Here is a 17,827-nt window from a genome sequence, read left to right as displayed (position 1 = left end):
CTGCGCATCTCCGCCGAGCGGCCCGGACCCGCCAAGGGCGCCCGCAGGGCCGGCCCCGACACCCCGCTGGGCCCGCTGCTGCGCGTCCCCGCCGGCGAGCGCGTCGACCTCGCCGCCCTCCACCCCGCCGCGACCCCGGCGGGCCCCACCGACAAGGCGGCCGGCGTGGCGGCCACCGCCCAGCTGGCAGATCGGCTCGCCTCCCTCCAGGAGCGGCTCTACGCCGCGAGCACCGCGGGGGACCGCCGCCGCGTCCTGCTCGTGCTCCAGGGCATGGACACCAGCGGCAAGGGCGGCACGGTCAAGCACGTGATCGGCCTCTTCAACCCTTCCGGCTGCCGGATCAAGGCCTTCAAGGCGCCCACCGCCGAGGAGCAGAACCACCCCTTCCTCTGGCGCGTCATGAAAGCTCTGCCCCAGCCGGGCGAGATCGGCATCTTCGACCGCTCGCACTACGAGGACGTCCTCATCGCCCGCGTCCGCGAGCTGGTGCCGCGCAGTCAGCTGGGGCGCCGCTACGCGCAGATCAACCGGTTCGAGAAGTCCCTCGTGGACGACGGCGTGACCGTTGTGAAGGTGTTCCTCCACATCAGCTACGAGGAGCAGCGCAAGCGGCTGCTGGAGCGGCTGGACAACCCGGACAAGCACTGGAAGTTCAGCCCGGGCGACATCGCCGAGCGCGCCGCGTGGCCCGCCTACCAGCAGGCGTACGAGCTGGCGCTGGAGCGGTGCTCCACCGGTGTCGCGCCCTGGTACGTCGTTCCCGCGGACCGCAAGTGGTACCGCAACTGGGCCGTCAGCAAACTGCTGCTGGAGCACCTGGAGGGCATCGCTCCGCAGTACCCCGAGGGTGACTTCGACGTGGACGAGTGCCGCGCACGGCTACTTGCCACATAGTCATATATTTTGCCTATGTGACCATCTCAGCGCGTAGAGCGGCGGCCCTGGCCGCCGCCGCAGCTCTCAGTGCCGCCCTCGCAGGATGCGGGGGCGGCACCGGTACGTCGGACGCCGGCAGCCAGGCCCGCATGGGCACCCCCGCCGCCCCCGCCTCCGCCCCGGCTTCCGCTCCGGCCGCCGCGACCCCCTCCGCACCCTCCGCTCCGCCGTCCCCGCAGCCGGGCCCGCCCGGCAAGGCCCCGACCCTGGCCCCCGGCCCGAACGGCCTGACCCCGGTCTTCGAGCGGGCGAAGCAGCACACCGACAAGACGGTGGCGCTGACCTTCGACGCCGACATGACCTCCGACCAGGGCCCGCGCGCCGCGGGCGGCGAGCGCTTCGACAACCCGCAGCTGATCTCCACGCTGCGCACGCTCAAGGTGCCCTCGACCGTCTTCATGACGGGCCGCTGGGCCGAGGAGTACCCGGACCAGGCGAAGTCCATCGGCACCGATCCGAACTTCGAGATCGCGAACCACTCGTACAGCCACCACGCCTTCAAGTCCCCCTGCTACGGACTCCCCGCGCTCGACGGCGCCGCGGCCCGGGCCGACGTGGACAAGGCCTTCGCCGCCTTCCGCAAGGCGGGGGCCGTCAACACCGTCCCCTACTTCCGCTTCCCCGGCGGCTGCTACGACGACCAGGCACTGCGGGCCCTGACCGCCGCCAAGGTCACGGCGGTCCAGTGGGACGTGGTCAGCGGGGACGCCTTCGCCAAGGACCCCGACGCGGTGGCCGAGCAGGTGCTCGCCGGGGTGAAGCCCGGCTCGGTGGTGGTCATGCACTGCACGCGCAGCGCCGCGCCGGTCACCGAGGAGGCCATTCGCAGAATCGTTCCGGAGCTGCGCAAGCGCGGCTACCGCTTCGTGAAGGTGTCCGAGCTCATCGGGAAGTGAACCGGGGCCGGGCCCAGGTTCCGGCTCCGGCTCCGGCTCCGGCTCAGCCGGAGCAGGCCGTGCGCTGCGCTTCCTGCCACTCGCACACCGGGCACAGCACCACGCCCGGGGTCGCGACCCCGTACTCGGTGGGCTTGCCGCACTCCAGGCAGTCGGCGTACGGCGGCCCGGGCACGCGCCCGGCCGGGGCCGCCGGCGTCGCCGGGGTGCGGCAGTACGACTCGCTGCGCTCGGGCTGCTCCATGCGTACGAGCGTACTCGGGGCCGCCGCCGGGCGCGGCAGCCCCGAACCGAGTGAAAAGAACGACCCGCCGGGCCTCAGGCCTCGGCGTCGGCCAGGCCGAACCCGCGCAGCCGGTGCGGGTCCGCGATCACGTCGATGGCGAGGATCTTCCCGTCCGCGACGATGAAGGCCATGATCGACATCGGGCGGCCCTCGACGACCACCGTGACCCCGGCGGCGCCGTTGATCAGCGCCGGGCGGGCGTACGGCGCCACGCTGCTGAACGTGACCGCCTGTCCGGCCACGGTCCGCGCACCCTCCAGTACGACCGTGAGCCCGGACCGGGCGGCGCCGCCGTCGGAGCGCAGTACGACGTCCGGGTCGAGCATGGCCACGAGCGCCTCGAAGTCCCCGTCGCGCGTGGCGGCGAAGAAGGCGTTGACGACCTGGCGCTGGCGGGCAAGGTCCGGGTCCGGCGGCGGCGCCTGTCCCTGCACCCGGCGGCGGGCCCGGCTCGCGAGCTGCCGGGTGGCGGCCGGGGTCTTGTCGAGCAGCGCGGCGATCTCGTCGAACGGCACGGCGAACATGTCGTGCAGTACGAAGGCGAGCCGCTCGGCCGGTGCCAGGGACTCCAGCACCACCATCAGCGCCAGCCCGACCGAGTCGGCCAGCAGGACCTCCTGCTCGGGGTCGATCACCTCGCCCCGGGTGATCAGCGGGTCGGGCATCCGGGTCCCCGCGGGCTCGCGGGACTCGTCGAGGGAGTCCTCGCGCCGCGTCTCGCGCGAGCGCAGCAGGTTCAGGCACACCCGCGCGACGACCGTGGTGAGCCATCCGCCCAGGTTCTCGACGTCACTGGTATCGGTGCGGTCGAAGCGCAGCCAGGTGTCCTGCACCGCGTCCTCGGCCTCGGTGATCGAGCCGAGCATCCGGTAGGCCACCGCCTGGAGATGGGCCCGGTGCTCCTCGAAGCGGGCCGTGAGCAGGAGGCTCTCGTCCACCATGTCGGTTCCCATTCAGTGGGCCGCGGTGGTCTCGGTGACCTCGCTCGGGCGGACGATGACGAAGCCCTCGCCGCTCAGCTTCAGCTGGACGGCCTCGCCGGAGCCGCCGCGGATCATCGAGCCGACCGACTGGGAGCGGTGCAGACCGGTCTCCAGCCGGGCGCTCCAGCCGACCACCGCGTCGGTGTCCACGAACACCGGGGACTGCGCGGTGACCGGGATGATGATCGGGCTGCCGTCGCAGACGACGGCGAGCTTGCCGGTGCCGGTGAAGAGGCTGTTGAAGAGGCCGCCGCCGGTCATGCCGGCGCCCTTCACCATCTTGATCTCGTAGGCCAGGGTCGAGTCGAAGCACAGGACGTTGCGGCCGTTGATGGTCAGGGCGTCGCCGGGCTCGAAGTCGATGATGAAGCAGTTGCCGGCCTGGTGCGCGAACCAGGCCTCGCCCTGGCCGCGCACGGACATCAGCGCCAGGCCCTCGCCGGTGACGGCGCGCTTGAGCATGCCGCCTATGCCCTGGCCCTTGCGCTCGAACTGGAGGTTGCCGCGGAAGGCGACCATCGAGCCCTGGCGGGCCAGCATTTCACCGTTAACGGTGTACTTCACGGACTTGGCGTTCTGCAGGCTCATCCCGGGAGCGGCAGACGGCTGGGCCAGGTTCTCGGACGCGAAAAGATCACTCTTCATGGGGACGATCCTCACCTGGCCGGGACCCCTGCGGCATCCTCCTGAAGGCGGAGGCTGGCATCCTTGGCCGGATGAGCAGCCAGCACACGAACGACACCACAGCCGTACCGGCGGTCGGGGCCGACAGCCCCTTCCGCCAGGAGCACGCCCTGCGCGACGAGGCGCCCCAGTTCGTCCTGCCCCTGGTCGTACGCATCGAGAAGGCCGAGCCGCCGGCCCGCACCGATGCGCTGGAGACCGCGGCGCGCGCAGTGCTGGTGCTGCTGAGCGACGAGCGGGCCGCCGGCGAGGGCGAGTGGGCCGAGGCCGTACGGGACTGGCAGGACGCGCGGATCCGCAAGGTGGTGCGGCGGGCCCGCGGGGCGGAGTGGCGCAAGGCCGGCACGCTGCCCGGCATCACGGTGCACGGTGACACCTCGGAGGTACGGGTCTTCCCGCCGGTGCCCTTGGACGGCTGGCCCAAGGAGCTCGCCAAGCTCCAGGTGTCGGGCACCGACCTGGACGACCCGCAGGCGCCCGCCCCGGTGGCGGACGGGACCGTGGTGCTGTGGCTCAACCCGGACCTGGAGATGTCGGCCGGCAAGGCGATGGCCCAGGCCGGGCACGCCGCGCAGCTCGCCTGGTGGGAGCTGACCGGCGCGGAGCGGGCCGCCTGGCGGGAGTCCGGCTTCCGGCTGGCCGTACGGACCGCCGCGCGCGAGCGGTGGGCGGAGCTGGGCGGGAGCGGGCTGCCGCTGGTGCGGGACGCGGGGTTCACGGAGATCGCTCCGGGCAGCGCCACGGTGGTCGCCGACCACCCGGCCCTGCGGGCGCGGCTGTAGGGCCCGTCGTCGGGGTCCCGCCCGGACGCGGGTCCGGCCGGGAACCTCAAATGTTGCTCTGAACGTCCCCTCCGACGGTTGGCTCGACTCCGTCCGGGCCATGACATCGGCACATGGACCGATCAGTACCGTCGAGGATCGACGAGGGGGGGGCGAGGGGACATGAAGCCCATGGCACACCTGGGGGTGGGCATCGGCTGGCGGCCGGAGATCGCGGAAGCGGTCGAACGGCTGCCGGACCTGGACTGGGTCGAGGTGGTGGCCGAGAACATCTGCCCGGGACACCTGCCGGCCTCGCTGCTGCGGCTGCGCGAGCGCGGGGTCCGCATGGTGCCGCACGGCGTCTCGCTGGGGATCGGCGGCGCGGACCGGCCGGACGCGGAGAAGCTGGCCGCGCTCGGCGAGCGGGCGGTGGCGCTGGGGGCGCCGCTGGTTACCGAGCACATCGCCTTCGTACGGACCTCCTCGCCCGAGCTGGAGGCCGGCCACCTGCTGCCCGTGCCGCGGACCCGGGACGCGCTGGACGTGCTCTGCGAGAACGTGCGGATCGCCCAGGACGCGCTGCCCGTGCCGCTGGCGCTGGAGAACATCGCCGCCCTGGTCTCCTGGCCCGGGGAGGAGCTGACGGAGGGGCAGTTCCTGTCCGAGCTGGTCGAGCGGACGGGGGTGCGGCTGCTCATCGACGTGGCCAACCTGCACACCAACCGGGTCAACCGGGGCGAGGACCCGTCGGCCGTGCTGGACTCGATCCCGCTGGAGGCGCTCGCTTACGTCCACGTGGCGGGCGGGGTGCAGCGGGGCGGCGTCTGGCACGACACCCACGCGCACCCGGTCCCGCCGGTGGTGCTGGACGTCCTGGCGGAGCTGCGCCGGCGGGTGGACCCGCCGGGGGTTCTGCTGGAGCGGGACGACGACTTCCCGCCGGAGGCGGAGCTCGCGGACGAACTGCTGCGGATCCGGGGCGTGGTCGGCGCCGGGTCCGGGGCCTCCGATGGCGGAGCCCGGGCCACCGCGGCGGAGTCCACAGCGGCCGAGTCCGCAGCGGCCGTCGACACCGGCCCGGCGCGGATCCGCGTACGGCTGGAGCAGGGCGCGCTGCTGTCGGCCCTCGTGGCCGGGACGCCCGTGCCGGAGGGCTTCGACCGGCAGCGCGTACGGGTGCAGTCGCGCGCGCTCGCGGCCAAGCGGGCCGGGGTCGTGGCCAGGCTGGCGCCCGAGCTGCGCGAGATCCTGGGCGGCGAGGAGCCGTACGTCGAGGCCTTCCTCGGGTACGCCCGGCACCGGCCCATGACGGCCGGCTACCGCCGCGACGCGCTGAACTTCGCCGAGCACCTGCTGATCCGGGACCTGCCCGCCGATCCGGCCGCCCGCGGGCGGCTCACCGCCTGGTGGCAGGACCGGGCCGGGGCGCGGCCGCCGCGCCGCATCGTGCGCTGGGCCCGGGCGCTCGCGGGGAGGGCGGCATGACCCTCCTCGCCCTCGCCGTCTGGATCGGCGTCATCGTCTCCACCGTCCTCCTCTTCCGCGGCCTGGCGCGCTCGCGGCCGGCCTCCCGCGGGCCCGCGCCGCGGCTGCACGACCTGTCCGAGGCCGCGTTCATCGCGGGCGGCCCCGGCAACGTCGTGGACACCGCGCTCGTCTCGATGCTCGTGGACACCCGGATGGTGGCCGGCGGCGGCCCCGGGATCGTCCAGGTACGCCCCGGGGCGCGGGCCGCCGACCCGACCGAGCGCGCGGTGCTCCAGGCGTACCGGGACGCACCCTCGGGGTGGCTCTACCAGGTGCGGTACGCCGCCATGCTCGACCCGGCCGTCCAGGAGGTCGGGGACGCACTGGCCGCCCGCGGGCTGATCTCCCCACCCGGTTCCGGGCGCAGGTGGCGCCGCTGGGGCGTGGCCCAGGCGGTGGTGTGCGGGGTGCTGGTGCCGCTGTCGCTGCCGCTCACCTTCCTCGCCATCGTCCTGGACTCCGCTTCCCCGGTCCCCTTCGCCGTGATGGTGTTCCCCGTTCTGGTGGGCGGAACGGTGATGGGCGCCGCGGGCGCCGCGCGGGCCGGGCGGCGGGTCACCCCGGCGGGGCAGGCCGCGCTGCGCGAGATCCGCGCCCACTACCTGGGCGACCGGACCCCGCACGTCCAGATGGCGCTGTTCGGGCTGCGCGGACTGCGCGACCCGTACCTGCGGCAGCAGCTCGTGCCCGCGGCCCGCGGCACCCGGCTGGCGGCAGCCCAGTCCCGCTCCCGGCCGACGCGGCACCACACCGGCTCCGACACGCCCTGGTCGGCGGCGGGCGCGGAGCTGATCCCGGTCGTCGTCTGGTGCGCCGGCAGCGGCTCCGGTTCGAACGGCGGATCCCCGGGCGGCGGCTGCGGCTCCGGTTCGAGCTGCGGGTCCTCCGGCAGCAGTTGCGGCTCCTCTTCGAGCAGTTGCGCGAGCAGCGGTTCGAGCTGTTCCAGCAGCTCCAGTTGCGGTGGTTCGTCCAGTTCCAGCTGTAGCAGCAGTTCCTGACAGTCCATCACGGGCGGATCACGAGGTGCTCACACATCGGCAGCACCCCGTACCCGGATCATCGGCGTCCTATAAAAAACGATCATGTTCTGGGTCCTGTTCCTCCTCTTGGCCTGGGCAGGGGTGCTGATCTCGTGCACCCGCCTCCTGAGAGCGGCCACCGAAGCCGCGGAGCCCGTCTCCGTCGGCGCCATCACGCACCACCACGACGAGCTGAGCCTGTACGAGGCCGCCTATCTCGCGGGCGGCCCGCGGCGGGTGGCCGAGCTGACGCTGCTCTCCATGCAGCGCCAGCGCCGGCTGCTGCTCGCCCACACGGGCTGGGCCACCGTGCTCGACCCGGTCGGGCGCGATCCGCACGAGCGGTCCGCGCTGGTCGCGTTCGGGCCCGACGGGCAGTCCCCGGTGGCGTCCATACGTACGGCCGTGGCCGAGGACGCGGCCGTACGGGCCCTCGCGGAGCGGCTCGGCGCGGCGGGTCTCGCGCCGGCCGGCGGGGCCGCGCGGGGAACGTACGGGGCGATCCGGTCGGTCCGCCGGGCCGCCGCGCTCGTCCTCGCCATGGCGGCGGCCGCGTTCTGCGTACCGGTGGACGGGACCTCGGCCGGGATGCTGCTGAGCTGGTTCGCGCTGCCGCTGCTCCTCGCCCTGGGCTGCCTGGCCATCGCACGCTTCGAGGGGCACCGCGACTCGCCCTGGGCCTCCCCCGACGGGCAGCGGCTGCTCGTCTCGCTGGACCGCGAGCGCGGCCGCGAGGGCTCCCTGACCGCGGTGGCCGTGCGCGGGCTCGGCGCGGTCGGGGACCCCGGGCTGCGGGCGGCCCTGGAGTACGGCGGGCGGGGGTCGCTCCCGCGGCAACGGGGGGATTGAGGGCGACACCCGACGGTGATCCTTTACAGGGGCGCGACCCGAGCCTTTCATCGGACCAGCCGATGAGATGGGAGGGCCGTCATGCGGACGAAGCTCGTACGCCGCGCAGCCGCCGCGGCGGCCCTCTGCCTCACCCTGTGCTCCCCCGCCCCCGCCCGCGCGGCCGAGCCCCCGATGCCGGATCCGGAGTCCGCCGAGAGCGCGGCGGCCGCCGCGGGTGCGGAGAGCGCCGCCCGGGCGGCGGCCGCCGCCGGCCTCGACTTCGGCCCCTGCCCCGACGTCGAGGGGCTCGGCTCCCCCGTCGCCTGCGCCGACCTGCGCGTCCCGCTCGACTACGCCCGACCCGACGGCCCGCAGCTCTCGCTCACCGTCAGCCGCATCGCGGCGACGGGCGGCGGCGACCACAAGACCGCCCGCCAGGGCTCCCTCGTCCACAACCCCGGCGGCCCCGGCGCCTCCGGCATGTTCTTCCCGCTCGTGGCCGACCTCCCCGAGTGGAAGCGCGTCGCCGCCGCCTACGACCTCATCGGCTACGCCCCGCGCGGAGTCGGCCGCTCGGCCCCGCTCTCCTGCCAGGACCCCGCCGAGTACGCCGCGGCCCCCGCCCAGGTCCAGGGCGACCCCTCCCCGGAGTACAAGCGGGAGCGCGTCGCCGCCGCGCAGGCCTACGCCCGGGGCTGTGCGCGGCGGGCCGGCGCGGACCTCGCGTACTACACGACCCTGAACAACGTCCGCGACCTGCACGTCCTGCGCGCCGCGCTCGGCGAGCCGAAGCTGAACTTCACGGGTGCCTCGTACGGCACCTACCTCGGCGCGGTCTACGCCACGCTCTACCCGGGCCACGTCCGCCGGATGGTCTTCGACTCGGCGGTCAACCCCGATCCGGACCGCATCTGGTACCGCAACAACCTGGAGCAGGCGCCCGGCTTCGAGCGCCGCTGGGCGGACTTCCGCGCCTGGGCGGCCCGCCACCACGACACGTACGGCCTCGGCGCCACCCCGCAGGCCGTGCAGGCGAGCTACGAACGCGTCCGGACCGCGGTGGCCCGCACTCCGGCGGGCGGGGTCGTGGGCACCGGCCAACTGCACTCCGCGTACCTGCGGGCCGCGTACTACGACGAGGTCTGGCCCGGCCGTGCCGCGGCCCTGGCCGCCTTCCTGCGCGGCGATCCGGGCCCGCTCGTCCGGCTGGCCGGGCCCGACCCGGACTCGGCGGCCGAGGGCGAGAACGCGAAGGCGGTGTACACGGCGGTGCTGTGCAACGACGCCGACTGGCCGGCGGACTGGGAGACCTGGGACCGCGACAACACCGAGCTGGCGCGCACGGCCCCGTTCGAGACCTGGGCCAACGCCTTCCTCAACCTGCCGTGCGCGTACTGGCCGGTCCACGCCCGGCAGCGGCCGGTGGCGGTGGGGGCGCAGCCGGCCGCGCTCCCCCGGACGCTCGTCGTCGCGGCGGAGCGGGACGGGGCGACCCCCTACCCGGGGGCGCTGGAGCTGCAGCGCAGGCTCGGCGGCGGGGCCGCGCTGGTGACGGAGGAGGGGGCCGGCACCCACGGAGTGTTCGGCGGACGCAATGACTGCGTGGACCGTCACGTGGAGCGGTATCTGCTCACAGGTGACACCTCGGGGTGGCGTGTCACGTGTGCGCCGCATCCGGAGCCCGCACCGGTGTCGTTGGACGACCGGGCAGCGAGCGCCCGCAGGGCGCTGCTGCCGCCAGTCGTCTGAACTTCCGGGCGGGATCTCCGGCTGCGTCGTTTCGGGGGCAGGGCCTCCCGATCCACCGGAGGACGGTCAGTCCTCCGGCTCTTCCCCCCAGGGGAGGTATCAGGCGAGTCCGGCCACCAGATCGGCGACGGACTTGCGGCGCCCGGTGTAGAAGGGCACCTCTTCGCGGACGTGCATACGGGCCTCGGAGGCGCGCAGGTGGCGCATGAGGTCGACGATGCGGTAGAGCTCGTCGGCCTCGAAGGCCAGCAGCCACTCGTAGTCGCCCAGCGAGAAGGAGGCGACGGTGTTGGCGCGCACGTCCGGGTAGCCGCGGGCCATCATGCCGTGGTCCTTGAGCATGCGGCGACGGTCCTCGTCGGGCAGCAGGTACCAGTCGTAGCTGCGCACGAAGGGGTACACGCTGACGTAGTCGCGGGGCGTCTCGTCGGCCAGGAAGGCCGGGATGTGCGACTTGTTGAACTCGGCCGGACGGTGCAGGGCCATGTTCGACCACACCGGCTCCAGCGCGCGGCCCAGCTTGGTGCGGCGGAACAGGTTGTACGCGGTCTGCAGCTCGTCCGAGGTCTCGGCGTGCCACCAGATCATGATGTCCGCGTCGGCGCGCAGGCCGGAGACGTCATAGGTGCCGCGGACGGTGATGTCCTTGGCGGCCAGCTGGTCGAACAGCTCCTGGACCTCGTCGGCGAAGCCGGCGCGGTTCTCGGGCAGGACGTCCTTCAGCTTGAAGACGGACCACAGGGTGTAGCGGATGACCTCGTTGAGGTCCTTCGCCTTCTTCCCCGCGTTGGGAATCTTCTCTGGTGCAGTCATGTGCCTATTGTCCCGTGTGCCGATCAGTGGTCTGTGCCAGGGGTGCCCAACGTGGCCATCACCACGTCCGCGGCCCTGCCGGCGCTCGCGATGCACGCCGGGATGCCCACCCCGTCGTAGAGCGCACCGCACACCGCGAGGCCGGGGACCGCGGCCACGGCGGCCCGGATCCTGGCCACGCGATCGAGGTGGCCGACCGGGTACTGGGGCAGGCCGCCGTCCCAGCGCGTGACGGTGGACGCGATCGGCCGGGCCGCGAGGCCCACGGCCTCGCCGAGGTCGCCGAGCGAGACCTCGACCAGCTCCGCGTCCTCGCGCCCGAGGTCGCCCTCGTCGCCGTGGCGGCCCACCGAGGTGCGCAGCAGGAAGAGGTCGGGATCGGCCCCGGCCCAGGACCACTTGTTGCTGGAGAAGGTCGACGCCTTGATGGTCCGGCCGTCCACGGGCGGTACGAGGAAACCGCTCGCGCCGCCGCCGGTGACGGAGGCCGGCAGCTCGGAGCGCCGGAAGGCCATGGTGACCAGCGCCATGGACGCGTACTCGACCCCGCGCAGCTCGGCGGCCGCCGCGGGCGCGAGCCCGGCCAGCAGCCGCGCGGCGGGCCCCGCCGGGGTCGCCAGGACCACGGCGTCGGCCTCGACGGCCTCCGCGTCGGTGACGACCCGCCAGCCCTCGGCGGTACGGGTCAGCTCGCGCACGGGGGTGTCGGTGGCGATCCGGGCCCCGGCCGCCCGGCAGGCCTCGGCGACGGCGACCGGGAGCCGGCCGATGCCGCCGTCGATGCCCGCGAAGACGGGGCCGGCCTGCTGGGGCTGGCGCGCCGCCCGGCGCTGCAGTTCCCGTACGCCGTCGCCCAGTGAGGGGTGCGTGCGGGCGGCCTCGAAGAGCTGGGGCACGGCGGCCCGCATCGAGATGCGGTAGGCGTTGCCGGCGTAGACCCCGCCGAGCAGGGGTTCCACGAGCCGGTCGACGACCTCGTGGCCCAGCCGGGCGGCGACGTACTCGCCGACAGCGACGTCCTCGCCGATCTCGGCGGGCGGCAGGGCGCGTTCGGCCCCGATCCTGGCCAGCCCCTCGGCGGAGAGCACCCCGGAGGCGGCGAGCGGCCCCAAGTCGCCGGGGACGCCCATGACGTGGCCGCGCGGCATGGGCCGCAGCGCACCGCGGGTCCACAGGTGGGCGGTGGCGGTGGCGGGCTGCTGGAGCGCCTCGCCGAGGCCCACGGCGCGGGCGAGTTCGAGGGCTTCGGGGCGGCGGGCGAGCACGGATTCGGCGCCGAGGTCGACGGGGGCGCCCGCGAGTTCGCCCGCGAACAGCTTGCCGCCGAGCCGCGGGCCGGCCTCCAGGAGCGTGACGCGGGCGCCGTCGGCGAGCAGCCGGTGCGCCGCGGCGAGGCCGGCGATGCCGCCGCCGATGACGACGACGTGGCCGGTGCCGCGGCCGGGGGTGTGGCCGGGCCCGGTCGGCCGATCCGTACGCGTGTCCGCTTCGTGCATGGACACATCGTCTCAGACCGATCACCGAGGCCGGACCGTGACCGCTTCGGGATCCCCTCGGAACCACCGGGGCGAAACCGGCGGCGGGACCCTGTACGTCAGAACGGCGACATCAGCCGCATTCCCGGGGGGTATCAGCGATGCACACCCAGTACAGACGTCGTTCCGCGGCGGCCCTGGCCGCCCTCTCGCTGGCCGGGGCGCTCGCGCTCACCGGCTGCTCCGCCTCCGACCAGGCCGCCGGCCGGGCCGACGCCAAGGCGGCGGACGTGGCGGCGCCCCGGCCGGAGGGGGAGGCGGCGAAGGGCGCCCCGGGTGCGGCCGCGGCACCCGCCGCACCGGACGGCAAGAACCAGCAGCAGGCGCCCGCCGCAGCCCGTGCGCAGATCATCCGTACGGCGACGCTGCGCGTCGAGGCGGCGGACGCGCAGAAGGCCACGGCCGCGGCCCGGACGGCGGCCGAGAACGCGGGCGGGTACGTCGGCAACGAGACCACCAACCGCGATGCCGACGGCCGGATGACGTCGACCGTGACCCTGCGCGTGCCCGGCGACCGCTTCGACGCGGTGCTCGGCGCGATGGAGGGCAGCGGGAAGCTGCTCGACCGCAAGGTCGAGGCGCAGGACGTGACCCAGAAGGTCGCGGACGTCGACAGCCGGGTCAAGTCGCAGCAGGCGAGCGTGGCCCGGGTGCGCGAAATGATGGAGAAGGCCACGGGGCTGGGCGAGGTCGTCACCCTGGAGAGCGAGCTCAGCAAGCGCCAGTCCGACCTGGAGTCGCTGCTGGCCCAGCAGACGGCGCTGAGGGACCAGACCTCACTGGGCACGATCACGCTGACCTTCGCCGAACCGGCCAAGCCGGTGCAGCAGCCCGAGAAGAAGAAGGAGAAGGAGCCGACCTTCCTGGGCGCCCTGGAGGGCGGCTGGAACGTCTTCACCAAGATCGTGCGGTACCTGACGGTGGCGTTCGGCGCGCTGCTGCCGTTCGCGCTGACGGCCGGGATCGTGGTGCTGGGCCTGCGGCTGCTGCGCAAGTGGCGCCCGGCGCGGCCGAAGACGGGCCTGATCCGCAAGCGGGTCCCGGCGGCGCGCCAGGGTTGGCCGGCGGCGGACCCGGCCGACCCGGCGGACCCGGCGGACCCGGCCAACCCGGCGGACGTCCGGCACTGAACACGCATTCGCACGTAGCGTGGTCGGCGGCCGCGGTGTCGACGACGGAGGACGGTACGGGCGATGGCGACGGAACGACTGGTGGTGGTCGGCGGTGGGGGGGGGGGGGGGGGGGGGGGGGGGGGGGGGGGGGGGGGGGGGGGGGGGGGGGGGGGCGGGGGGGGAGGGGGGGGGAGGGGGGGGGGAGGGGGGGGGGGGGGGGGGGGGGGGGGAGGGGGGGGGGGCGCCGCCCCCCCCCCCCCCCCCCCCCCCCCCCCCCCCCCCCCCCCCCCCCCCCCCTCTCCACCCCCCCCCCCCCCCCCCCCCCCCCCCCCCCCCCCCCCCAGGCCCGGCGGCTCAGGGGCCCGGCGGAGCTGGAGATCGTGGCCTTCGAGCGGGGGCACTTCACCTCGTACTCCGCGTGCGGGATCCCGTACTGGATCGGCGGTCTGGTCGCGGAGCGGGACGAGCTGATCGCCCGCACCCCCGAGGAGCACCGCGCGCGGGACATCGACCTGCGCACCCGTACCGAGGTGCTGGAGCTGGACCTCGCCGGGTCCCGGGTCCGCGCCCGCGATCTGGACACCGGATCCGAATCCTGGACGGGCTACGACAAGCTCGTCCTGGCGACGGGCGCCCGCCCGGTCCGCCCGCGCCTGCCGGGCATCGGGGCGCACGGGGTCCACGGCATCCAGACCCTGGACGACGGCCAGCGCCTGATGGACACCCTGGGGCGCACGCGGGGCCGCCGGGCGGTCGTCGTCGGCGCCGGCTACATCGGCGTGGAGATGGCGGAGGCCCTGGTCGGGCGGGGCTACGAGGTCACCGTGCTGCACCGCGGGGAGCAGCCGATGGCCACGCTCGACCCGGACATGGGCGCCCTGGTGCACCGTGCGATGAACGCGATGGGAATCCGTACGGTCTCCCGCGCCGAGGTGGTGAAGATCCTCACCGACGAGGAGGGCCGGACCCGCGCGGTGGCCACCGCGGCGGGCGAGGAGTACCCGGCGGACGTGGTCGTCCTCGGCATCGGAGTGGAACCGCGCACCGCCCTGGCCCGCGCGGCGGGCCTCCCGCTCGGCTCCTCGGGCGGCATCCTCACGGACCTGTCGATGCGGGTCAGGGGCCACGGGAACGTCTGGGCCGGCGGCGACTGCGTGGAGGTCCTGGACCTCCTCTCCGGCCGCACCCGGCACATCCCGCTGGGTACGCACGCCAACAAGCACGGCCAGGTCATCGGCTCGGGCGTGGGCGGCGGCTACGCGACCTTCCCCGGGGTGGTCGGCACGGCGGTCAGCAAGGTCTGCGACCTGGAGATCGCCCGTACGGGCCTGCGCGAGCGCGACGCGCTGGAGGCGGGCCTGCGGTTCGTGACGGCGACGATCCGCTCGACGAACACGGCGGGGTACTACCCGGGGGCGGCGGAGATGACGGTGAAGATGCTCGCGGAACGGCGCACGGGCCGGCTCCTCGGCGTCCAGATCGTCGGCGGCGCGGGCTCCGCGAAGCGGGTGGACGTCGCGGCGGTCGCCCTCACGGCGGGCATGACCGTGGACCAGGTCATCTCCCTGGACCTGGGCTACGCCCCACCGTTCTCCCCGGTCTGGGACCCGGTCCTGGTAGCGGCCCGCAAAACCGCCGCAGCAGTCCGCACCGCGGGAGCCTAGGCGCCGGGCCGCGCCTCGGCCCGCGCCGCCCGAGGGGGACGACGCCGGGCCCGTGCCGTGTCGTGCACGGCACGGGCGCGGCGGCTCGATCCTGCCCGGCTCAGCGGGCCGTGCGGGTGTGGACGTAGTCCACCAGGCGGGTCAGGGCGTCGGGGTTCGTCGTCGGGAGGACGCCGTGGCCCAGGTTGAAGACGTGGCCCTCCAGGCCGGCCGCGGCCGCGAGGACCTCGTCCGTCTTGGCCTCGACCGCCTCGGGGGTGGAGAAGAGGACGGCCGGGTCCAGGTTGCCCTGGAGCGCCTTGCCGGGGCCGACCCGGCGGACGGCCTCGTCGAGCGGGACCCGGTAGTCGACGCCCATGACGTCCGCGCCGGCCTCGCCCATCAGGCCGAGCAGCTCGCCCGTGCCCACGCCGAAGTGGATGCGCGGGACGCCGTAGGAGGCGACGGACTCCAGGACCTTCGCCGACGCCGGCATCACCGAGCGGCGGTAGTCCGCCGGGGCCAGCGCGCCGACCCAGGAGTCGAAGAGCTGCACCGCGGAGGCGCCGGCCTCGATCTGGACCTTCAGGAAAGCGGAGGTGATCTCCGCGAGGCGGTCCAGCAGGTCGGCCCACAGCTCCGGGTCCCCGTACATGAGGGCCTTGGTGTGCTCGTGGTTCTTGGAGGGGCCGCCCTCGACGAGGTAGCTCGCGAGGGTGAAAGGTGCACCCGCGAATCCGATCAACGGCGTGGAGCCCAGTTCACCCGTGAGCATGCCGATCGCCTCGGTGACGTACGAGACGTCCTCCGGGGTGAGGTCGCGCAGCTGTGCGAGGTCCTCGCGGCGGCGGATCGGCTGGGCGACGACCGGGCCGATGCCCGGCTTGATGTCCAGGTCGACGCCGATGGCCTTCAGCGGGACCACGATGTCGGAGAAGAAGATCGCCGCGTCCACGTTGTGGCGGCGCACCGGCTGCAGCGTGATCTCGGTGACCAGGTCGGGCCGCATGCACGATTCGAGCATCTGCGTGCCCTCGCGCACCTTGCGGTACTCCGGGAGCGAGCGCCCCGCCTGACGCATGAACCACACGGGAGTGTGCGGCACCGGCTCGCGCCGGCACGCCTTGAGGAAGGCGGAATCGTACGTCTGGCTCGGCGTGCCCGTGGGGCGGGTGTTGGCGCTCACGACTCAAATCTTCGCACGTATGAAGAAGTGCCCGGCCCGGCGCGGGTGTCCCTGCGCCGTACGGGCGTCCGGTGCGCCTAGTCTTCCCCGCATGGCTGCGGCTCAGGGACGATTTTCAGATGGCGCTGACGGTATGGACAGCGCGAAGGAGAGCTCCGTCCCGCTCCCGTTCCGGCGGGCGGTCGACGGCTTGAAGAAGGCACGGCTACGGCCGGGGATCGAGATCGACCCCACGAAACCGCCACAGAGGCTGGCGCCCCACGCCTACGCGCTGGAGGCGGCGGTCGTGGACGGGGAGGAGGACCTGGCCGACGGCCGGCTGATCCTGCTCCACGACCCGGTGGGGCACGACGCCTGGCAGGGGACCTTCCGGCTGGTGACGCTCGTACGGGCGGAGCTGGAGCCGGAGATGGCCGTGGACCCGCTCCTCCCCGAGGTGTGCTGGTCCTGGCTGACGGGGGCGCTGGACGCGCGCGGGCTGACGTACGGGGAGGCGAGCGGAACCGTGACCATGGCGAGCTCGCACTACTTCGGCGGGCTCTCCGAGCGGCGGCCGGCGACCCAGATCGAGATCAGGGCCTCGTGGACGCCGCGCGAGGGGGTGGGCGGGGTGCCCGACACCTCGGCGCACCTGGCGGCCTGGTGCGAGCTGCTGTGCCAGATCGCCGGGCTGCCTCCGGTGGGGCCGACGGAGACGGTCACGGGAGTGGTCTCCCTGCCACAGCGACGGGGTCCGCACCACCCGTAGCACCACCCGTAGGTGTGAAGCCGGCGGGGCCGCCGCGCGGCGGCGCCGCCGGGACCCCTGGAGGGGTCCGTGTGGCGGGGATCGACCGATCGGGGCCGCAGTGGCTTGCCGGAACCCCCTGGAACCCGGCATCTGTTGCGGGCTTCTGATCACCCGATGATCGATCGTGCGTCCGAATTGCCCGAATTGTTACTCACCAAATCGTGATCATTCCCTAAAGCCGGGCGGGTGACGTGCCGAAGGAGTCAGTGACCATCCGCACGGTTCGCACCGGCTTCCTTCCCCGAGCCGGCCGTCCCGCCACTCCCCCAGGAGGCCTAGGTGTCCGTTCTTCTCGAGCAGCCCGCAAGCCTGGTCGCCTACCGCCCGAACAAGCCGACGGCCATGGTCGTCGTGGCCGACCCGCGCGTCCGTTCCACCGTGACCCGCCATCTGTGGGCCCTCGGAGTACGTGACGTGATCGAGGCGTCGTCCATCGCGGAGGCCCGCCCCCGCGTCGGCAGCCCGCGCGACATCTGCGTGGCCGACGTACACCTGCCCGACGGTTCCGGTCTCACCCTGCTCTCCGAGACCCGGGCCGCCGGCTGGCCGAACGGCCTGGCCCTGTCCGCCGCCGACGACATCGGCGCCGTGCGCAACGCCCTCGCGGGCGGAGTGAAGGGCTACGTCGTCACCGGTACGCGGACGAACATCGGGCTCCCCTCCCGGCCCGGCGCCGCCCCCATCGGCGCTGCCGCCGCCCGTATGCACCGCCGCCCCCCGGGTGCCCCGAGCCACCCGGGCGGCTACCGAGAGCTCTCCGGCCGCGAGGTCGAGGTCCTGCGCCTCGTCGCGGAGGGCCAGTCCAACAAGGCCATCGGCGTCTCGATGGGCCTGTCCGCCCTGACCGTCAAGTCCCACCTCGCCCGGATCGCCCGCAAGCTGGGCACCGGCGACCGGGCCGGGATGGTCGCCGTCGCACTCCGGACCGGGATCATCCACTAGGCCCCGTACGGACCGACGGGTCCCCGGCCCCCGCCCCGCCCGGAAACACCCGGGCGAACTCCCGGGGAACCCGGGGAAACGTCCGCACTTCCCCCTCGCGCCCGTCGCCGGAACGCTCCGGCGACGGG

General features: G+C 74.2%; 16 protein-coding genes and 1 pseudogene. 11 read left to right on the top strand and 6 right to left on the bottom strand.

Annotation, left to right across the window (positions count from 1 at the left end):
- Window positions 1-6 precede the first annotated feature (6 nt).
- Together ACZ7GJ_RS00550 and ACZ7GJ_RS00545 are read left to right on the top strand one after the other, a co-directional pair.
- Entirely contained in the window at window positions 7-897 is an 891-nt protein-coding gene (locus ACZ7GJ_RS00550) for a polyphosphate kinase 2 family protein (RefSeq protein ID WP_470748712.1), read from the top strand.
- A 17-nt stretch (window positions 898-914) separates the two neighbouring features.
- Entirely contained in the window at window positions 915-1,835 is a 921-nt protein-coding gene (locus tag ACZ7GJ_RS00545) for a polysaccharide deacetylase family protein (protein WP_470747954.1), read from the top strand.
- 43 nt (window positions 1,836-1,878) lie between these two features.
- Here ACZ7GJ_RS00545 and ACZ7GJ_RS00540 read toward each other — a convergent pair whose 3' ends face one another.
- From ACZ7GJ_RS00540 to ACZ7GJ_RS00530, 3 genes are all read right to left on the bottom strand, one after another.
- Window positions 1,879-2,079, bottom strand: a complete 201-nt coding sequence (locus ACZ7GJ_RS00540) for a hypothetical protein (RefSeq protein ID WP_470747952.1) — start codon at window positions 2,077-2,079, stop codon at window positions 1,879-1,881.
- Between the two features lie 74 nt (window positions 2,080-2,153).
- A complete protein-coding gene (gene sigJ, locus ACZ7GJ_RS00535; RefSeq protein ID WP_470748710.1) occupies window positions 2,154-3,059 on the bottom strand; it encodes an RNA polymerase sigma factor SigJ in 906 nt (301 codons plus the stop codon).
- 15 nt (window positions 3,060-3,074) lie between these two features.
- Window positions 3,075-3,749: an AIM24 family protein gene (locus tag ACZ7GJ_RS00530; RefSeq protein ID WP_470747950.1), complete on the bottom strand. Its 675-nt coding sequence runs from the start codon at window positions 3,747-3,749 to the stop codon at window positions 3,075-3,077.
- A 71-nt stretch (window positions 3,750-3,820) separates the two neighbouring features.
- On the opposite strand from ACZ7GJ_RS00530, the gene ACZ7GJ_RS00525 reads away from it, so the two are divergent.
- The 5 genes from ACZ7GJ_RS00525 (at window position 3,821) to ACZ7GJ_RS00505 (ending at window position 9,678) form a co-directional block, all read left to right on the top strand.
- Entirely contained in the window at window positions 3,821-4,570 is a 750-nt protein-coding gene (locus tag ACZ7GJ_RS00525; RefSeq protein ID WP_470747948.1) for an aminoacyl-tRNA hydrolase, read from the top strand.
- Between the two features lie 162 nt (window positions 4,571-4,732).
- On the top strand, window positions 4,733-6,037 hold the full coding sequence (locus tag ACZ7GJ_RS00520; protein WP_470747946.1) for an MbnB/TglH/ChrH family RiPP precursor modification enzyme: 1,305 nt from the start codon (window positions 4,733-4,735) through the stop codon (window positions 6,035-6,037).
- Window positions 6,034-7,077, top strand: a complete 1,044-nt coding sequence (locus ACZ7GJ_RS00515; protein WP_470747944.1) for a TIGR04222 domain-containing membrane protein — start codon at window positions 6,034-6,036, stop codon at window positions 7,075-7,077. Before ACZ7GJ_RS00520 ends, ACZ7GJ_RS00515 begins: the two co-directional genes overlap by 4 nt.
- Before the next feature lie 84 nt (window positions 7,078-7,161).
- Window positions 7,162-7,947 (top strand): TIGR04222 domain-containing membrane protein, encoded by a 786-nt coding sequence (locus ACZ7GJ_RS00510; protein WP_470747942.1) that lies wholly within the window; start codon window positions 7,162-7,164, stop codon window positions 7,945-7,947.
- Between the two features lie 81 nt (window positions 7,948-8,028).
- On the top strand, window positions 8,029-9,678 hold the full coding sequence (locus ACZ7GJ_RS00505; protein ID WP_470747941.1) for an alpha/beta hydrolase: 1,650 nt from the start codon (window positions 8,029-8,031) through the stop codon (window positions 9,676-9,678).
- A 99-nt stretch (window positions 9,679-9,777) separates the two neighbouring features.
- Here ACZ7GJ_RS00505 and hemQ read toward each other — a convergent pair whose 3' ends face one another.
- Window positions 9,778-10,491, bottom strand: coding sequence for a hydrogen peroxide-dependent heme synthase (gene hemQ / locus ACZ7GJ_RS00500; RefSeq protein ID WP_243331434.1), 714 nt, complete (start codon window positions 10,489-10,491; stop codon window positions 9,778-9,780).
- A gap of 23 nt (window positions 10,492-10,514) precedes the next feature.
- Window positions 10,515-11,987: a protoporphyrinogen oxidase gene (hemG, locus tag ACZ7GJ_RS00495; protein WP_470747938.1), complete on the bottom strand. Its 1,473-nt coding sequence runs from the start codon at window positions 11,985-11,987 to the stop codon at window positions 10,515-10,517.
- A gap of 140 nt (window positions 11,988-12,127) precedes the next feature.
- Between hemG and ACZ7GJ_RS00490 the strand changes: the two genes are divergently transcribed.
- Window positions 12,128-13,156, top strand: coding sequence for a DUF4349 domain-containing protein (locus tag ACZ7GJ_RS00490; protein WP_470747936.1), 1,029 nt, complete (start codon window positions 12,128-12,130; stop codon window positions 13,154-13,156).
- Window positions 13,157-13,479: 323 nt separating this feature from the next.
- Window positions 13,480-14,802 (top strand): annotated as a pseudogene (locus tag ACZ7GJ_RS00485) (FAD-dependent oxidoreductase); the annotation flags it as partial.
- Window positions 14,803-14,902: 100 nt separating this feature from the next.
- Here ACZ7GJ_RS00485 and hemE read toward each other — a convergent pair.
- The gene (hemE, locus tag ACZ7GJ_RS00480; protein ID WP_365920630.1) at window positions 14,903-15,967 is read right to left on the bottom strand and encodes a uroporphyrinogen decarboxylase; all 1,065 of its coding nucleotides are present in this window, start codon (window positions 15,965-15,967) and stop codon (window positions 14,903-14,905) included.
- Window positions 15,968-16,058: 91 nt separating this feature from the next.
- Here hemE and ACZ7GJ_RS00475 point away from each other — a divergent pair, with 91 nt between their 5' ends.
- Window positions 16,059-16,715 (top strand): DUF3000 domain-containing protein, encoded by a 657-nt coding sequence (locus tag ACZ7GJ_RS00475; protein ID WP_365920628.1) that lies wholly within the window; start codon window positions 16,059-16,061, stop codon window positions 16,713-16,715.
- Window positions 16,716-17,036: 321 nt separating this feature from the next.
- Window positions 17,037-17,699 (top strand): helix-turn-helix transcriptional regulator, encoded by a 663-nt coding sequence (locus ACZ7GJ_RS00470; protein WP_069922445.1) that lies wholly within the window; start codon window positions 17,037-17,039, stop codon window positions 17,697-17,699.
- The last annotated feature ends 128 nt before the right edge of the window (window positions 17,700-17,827 follow it).

The organism is Streptomyces sp. NPDC037242 (assembly GCF_055604165.1).
The sequence above is the reverse complement of the archived record's forward strand: the minus strand, read 5'-3'. Positions and strand labels throughout refer to the sequence as shown.

Excerpts from the sequence above, each read along its gene's own strand:
- ACZ7GJ_RS00515 (WP_470747944.1), top strand. The coding sequence starts at position 6,034 with ATGACCCTCCTCGCCCTCGCCGTCTGGATCGGCGTCATCGTCTCCACC.
- ACZ7GJ_RS00490 (WP_470747936.1), top strand. The coding sequence starts at position 12,128 with ATGCACACCCAGTACAGACGTCGTTCCGCGGCGGCCCTGGCCGCCCTC.
- ACZ7GJ_RS00475 (WP_365920628.1), top strand. The coding sequence starts at position 16,059 with ATGGCTGCGGCTCAGGGACGATTTTCAGATGGCGCTGACGGTATGGAC.
- ACZ7GJ_RS00540 (WP_470747952.1), bottom strand. The coding sequence starts at position 2,079 with ATGGAGCAGCCCGAGCGCAGCGAGTCGTACTGCCGCACCCCGGCGACG.
- ACZ7GJ_RS00520 (WP_470747946.1), top strand. The coding sequence starts at position 4,733 with ATGAAGCCCATGGCACACCTGGGGGTGGGCATCGGCTGGCGGCCGGAG.
- ACZ7GJ_RS00505 (WP_470747941.1), top strand. The coding sequence starts at position 8,029 with ATGCGGACGAAGCTCGTACGCCGCGCAGCCGCCGCGGCGGCCCTCTGC.
- hemQ (WP_243331434.1), bottom strand. The coding sequence starts at position 10,491 with ATGACTGCACCAGAGAAGATTCCCAACGCGGGGAAGAAGGCGAAGGAC.
- ACZ7GJ_RS00530 (WP_470747950.1), bottom strand. The coding sequence starts at position 3,749 with ATGAAGAGTGATCTTTTCGCGTCCGAGAACCTGGCCCAGCCGTCTGCC.
- ACZ7GJ_RS00525 (WP_470747948.1), top strand. The coding sequence starts at position 3,821 with ATGAGCAGCCAGCACACGAACGACACCACAGCCGTACCGGCGGTCGGG.
- hemG (WP_470747938.1), bottom strand. The coding sequence starts at position 11,987 with ATGCACGAAGCGGACACGCGTACGGATCGGCCGACCGGGCCCGGCCAC.
- ACZ7GJ_RS00510 (WP_470747942.1), top strand. The coding sequence starts at position 7,162 with ATGTTCTGGGTCCTGTTCCTCCTCTTGGCCTGGGCAGGGGTGCTGATC.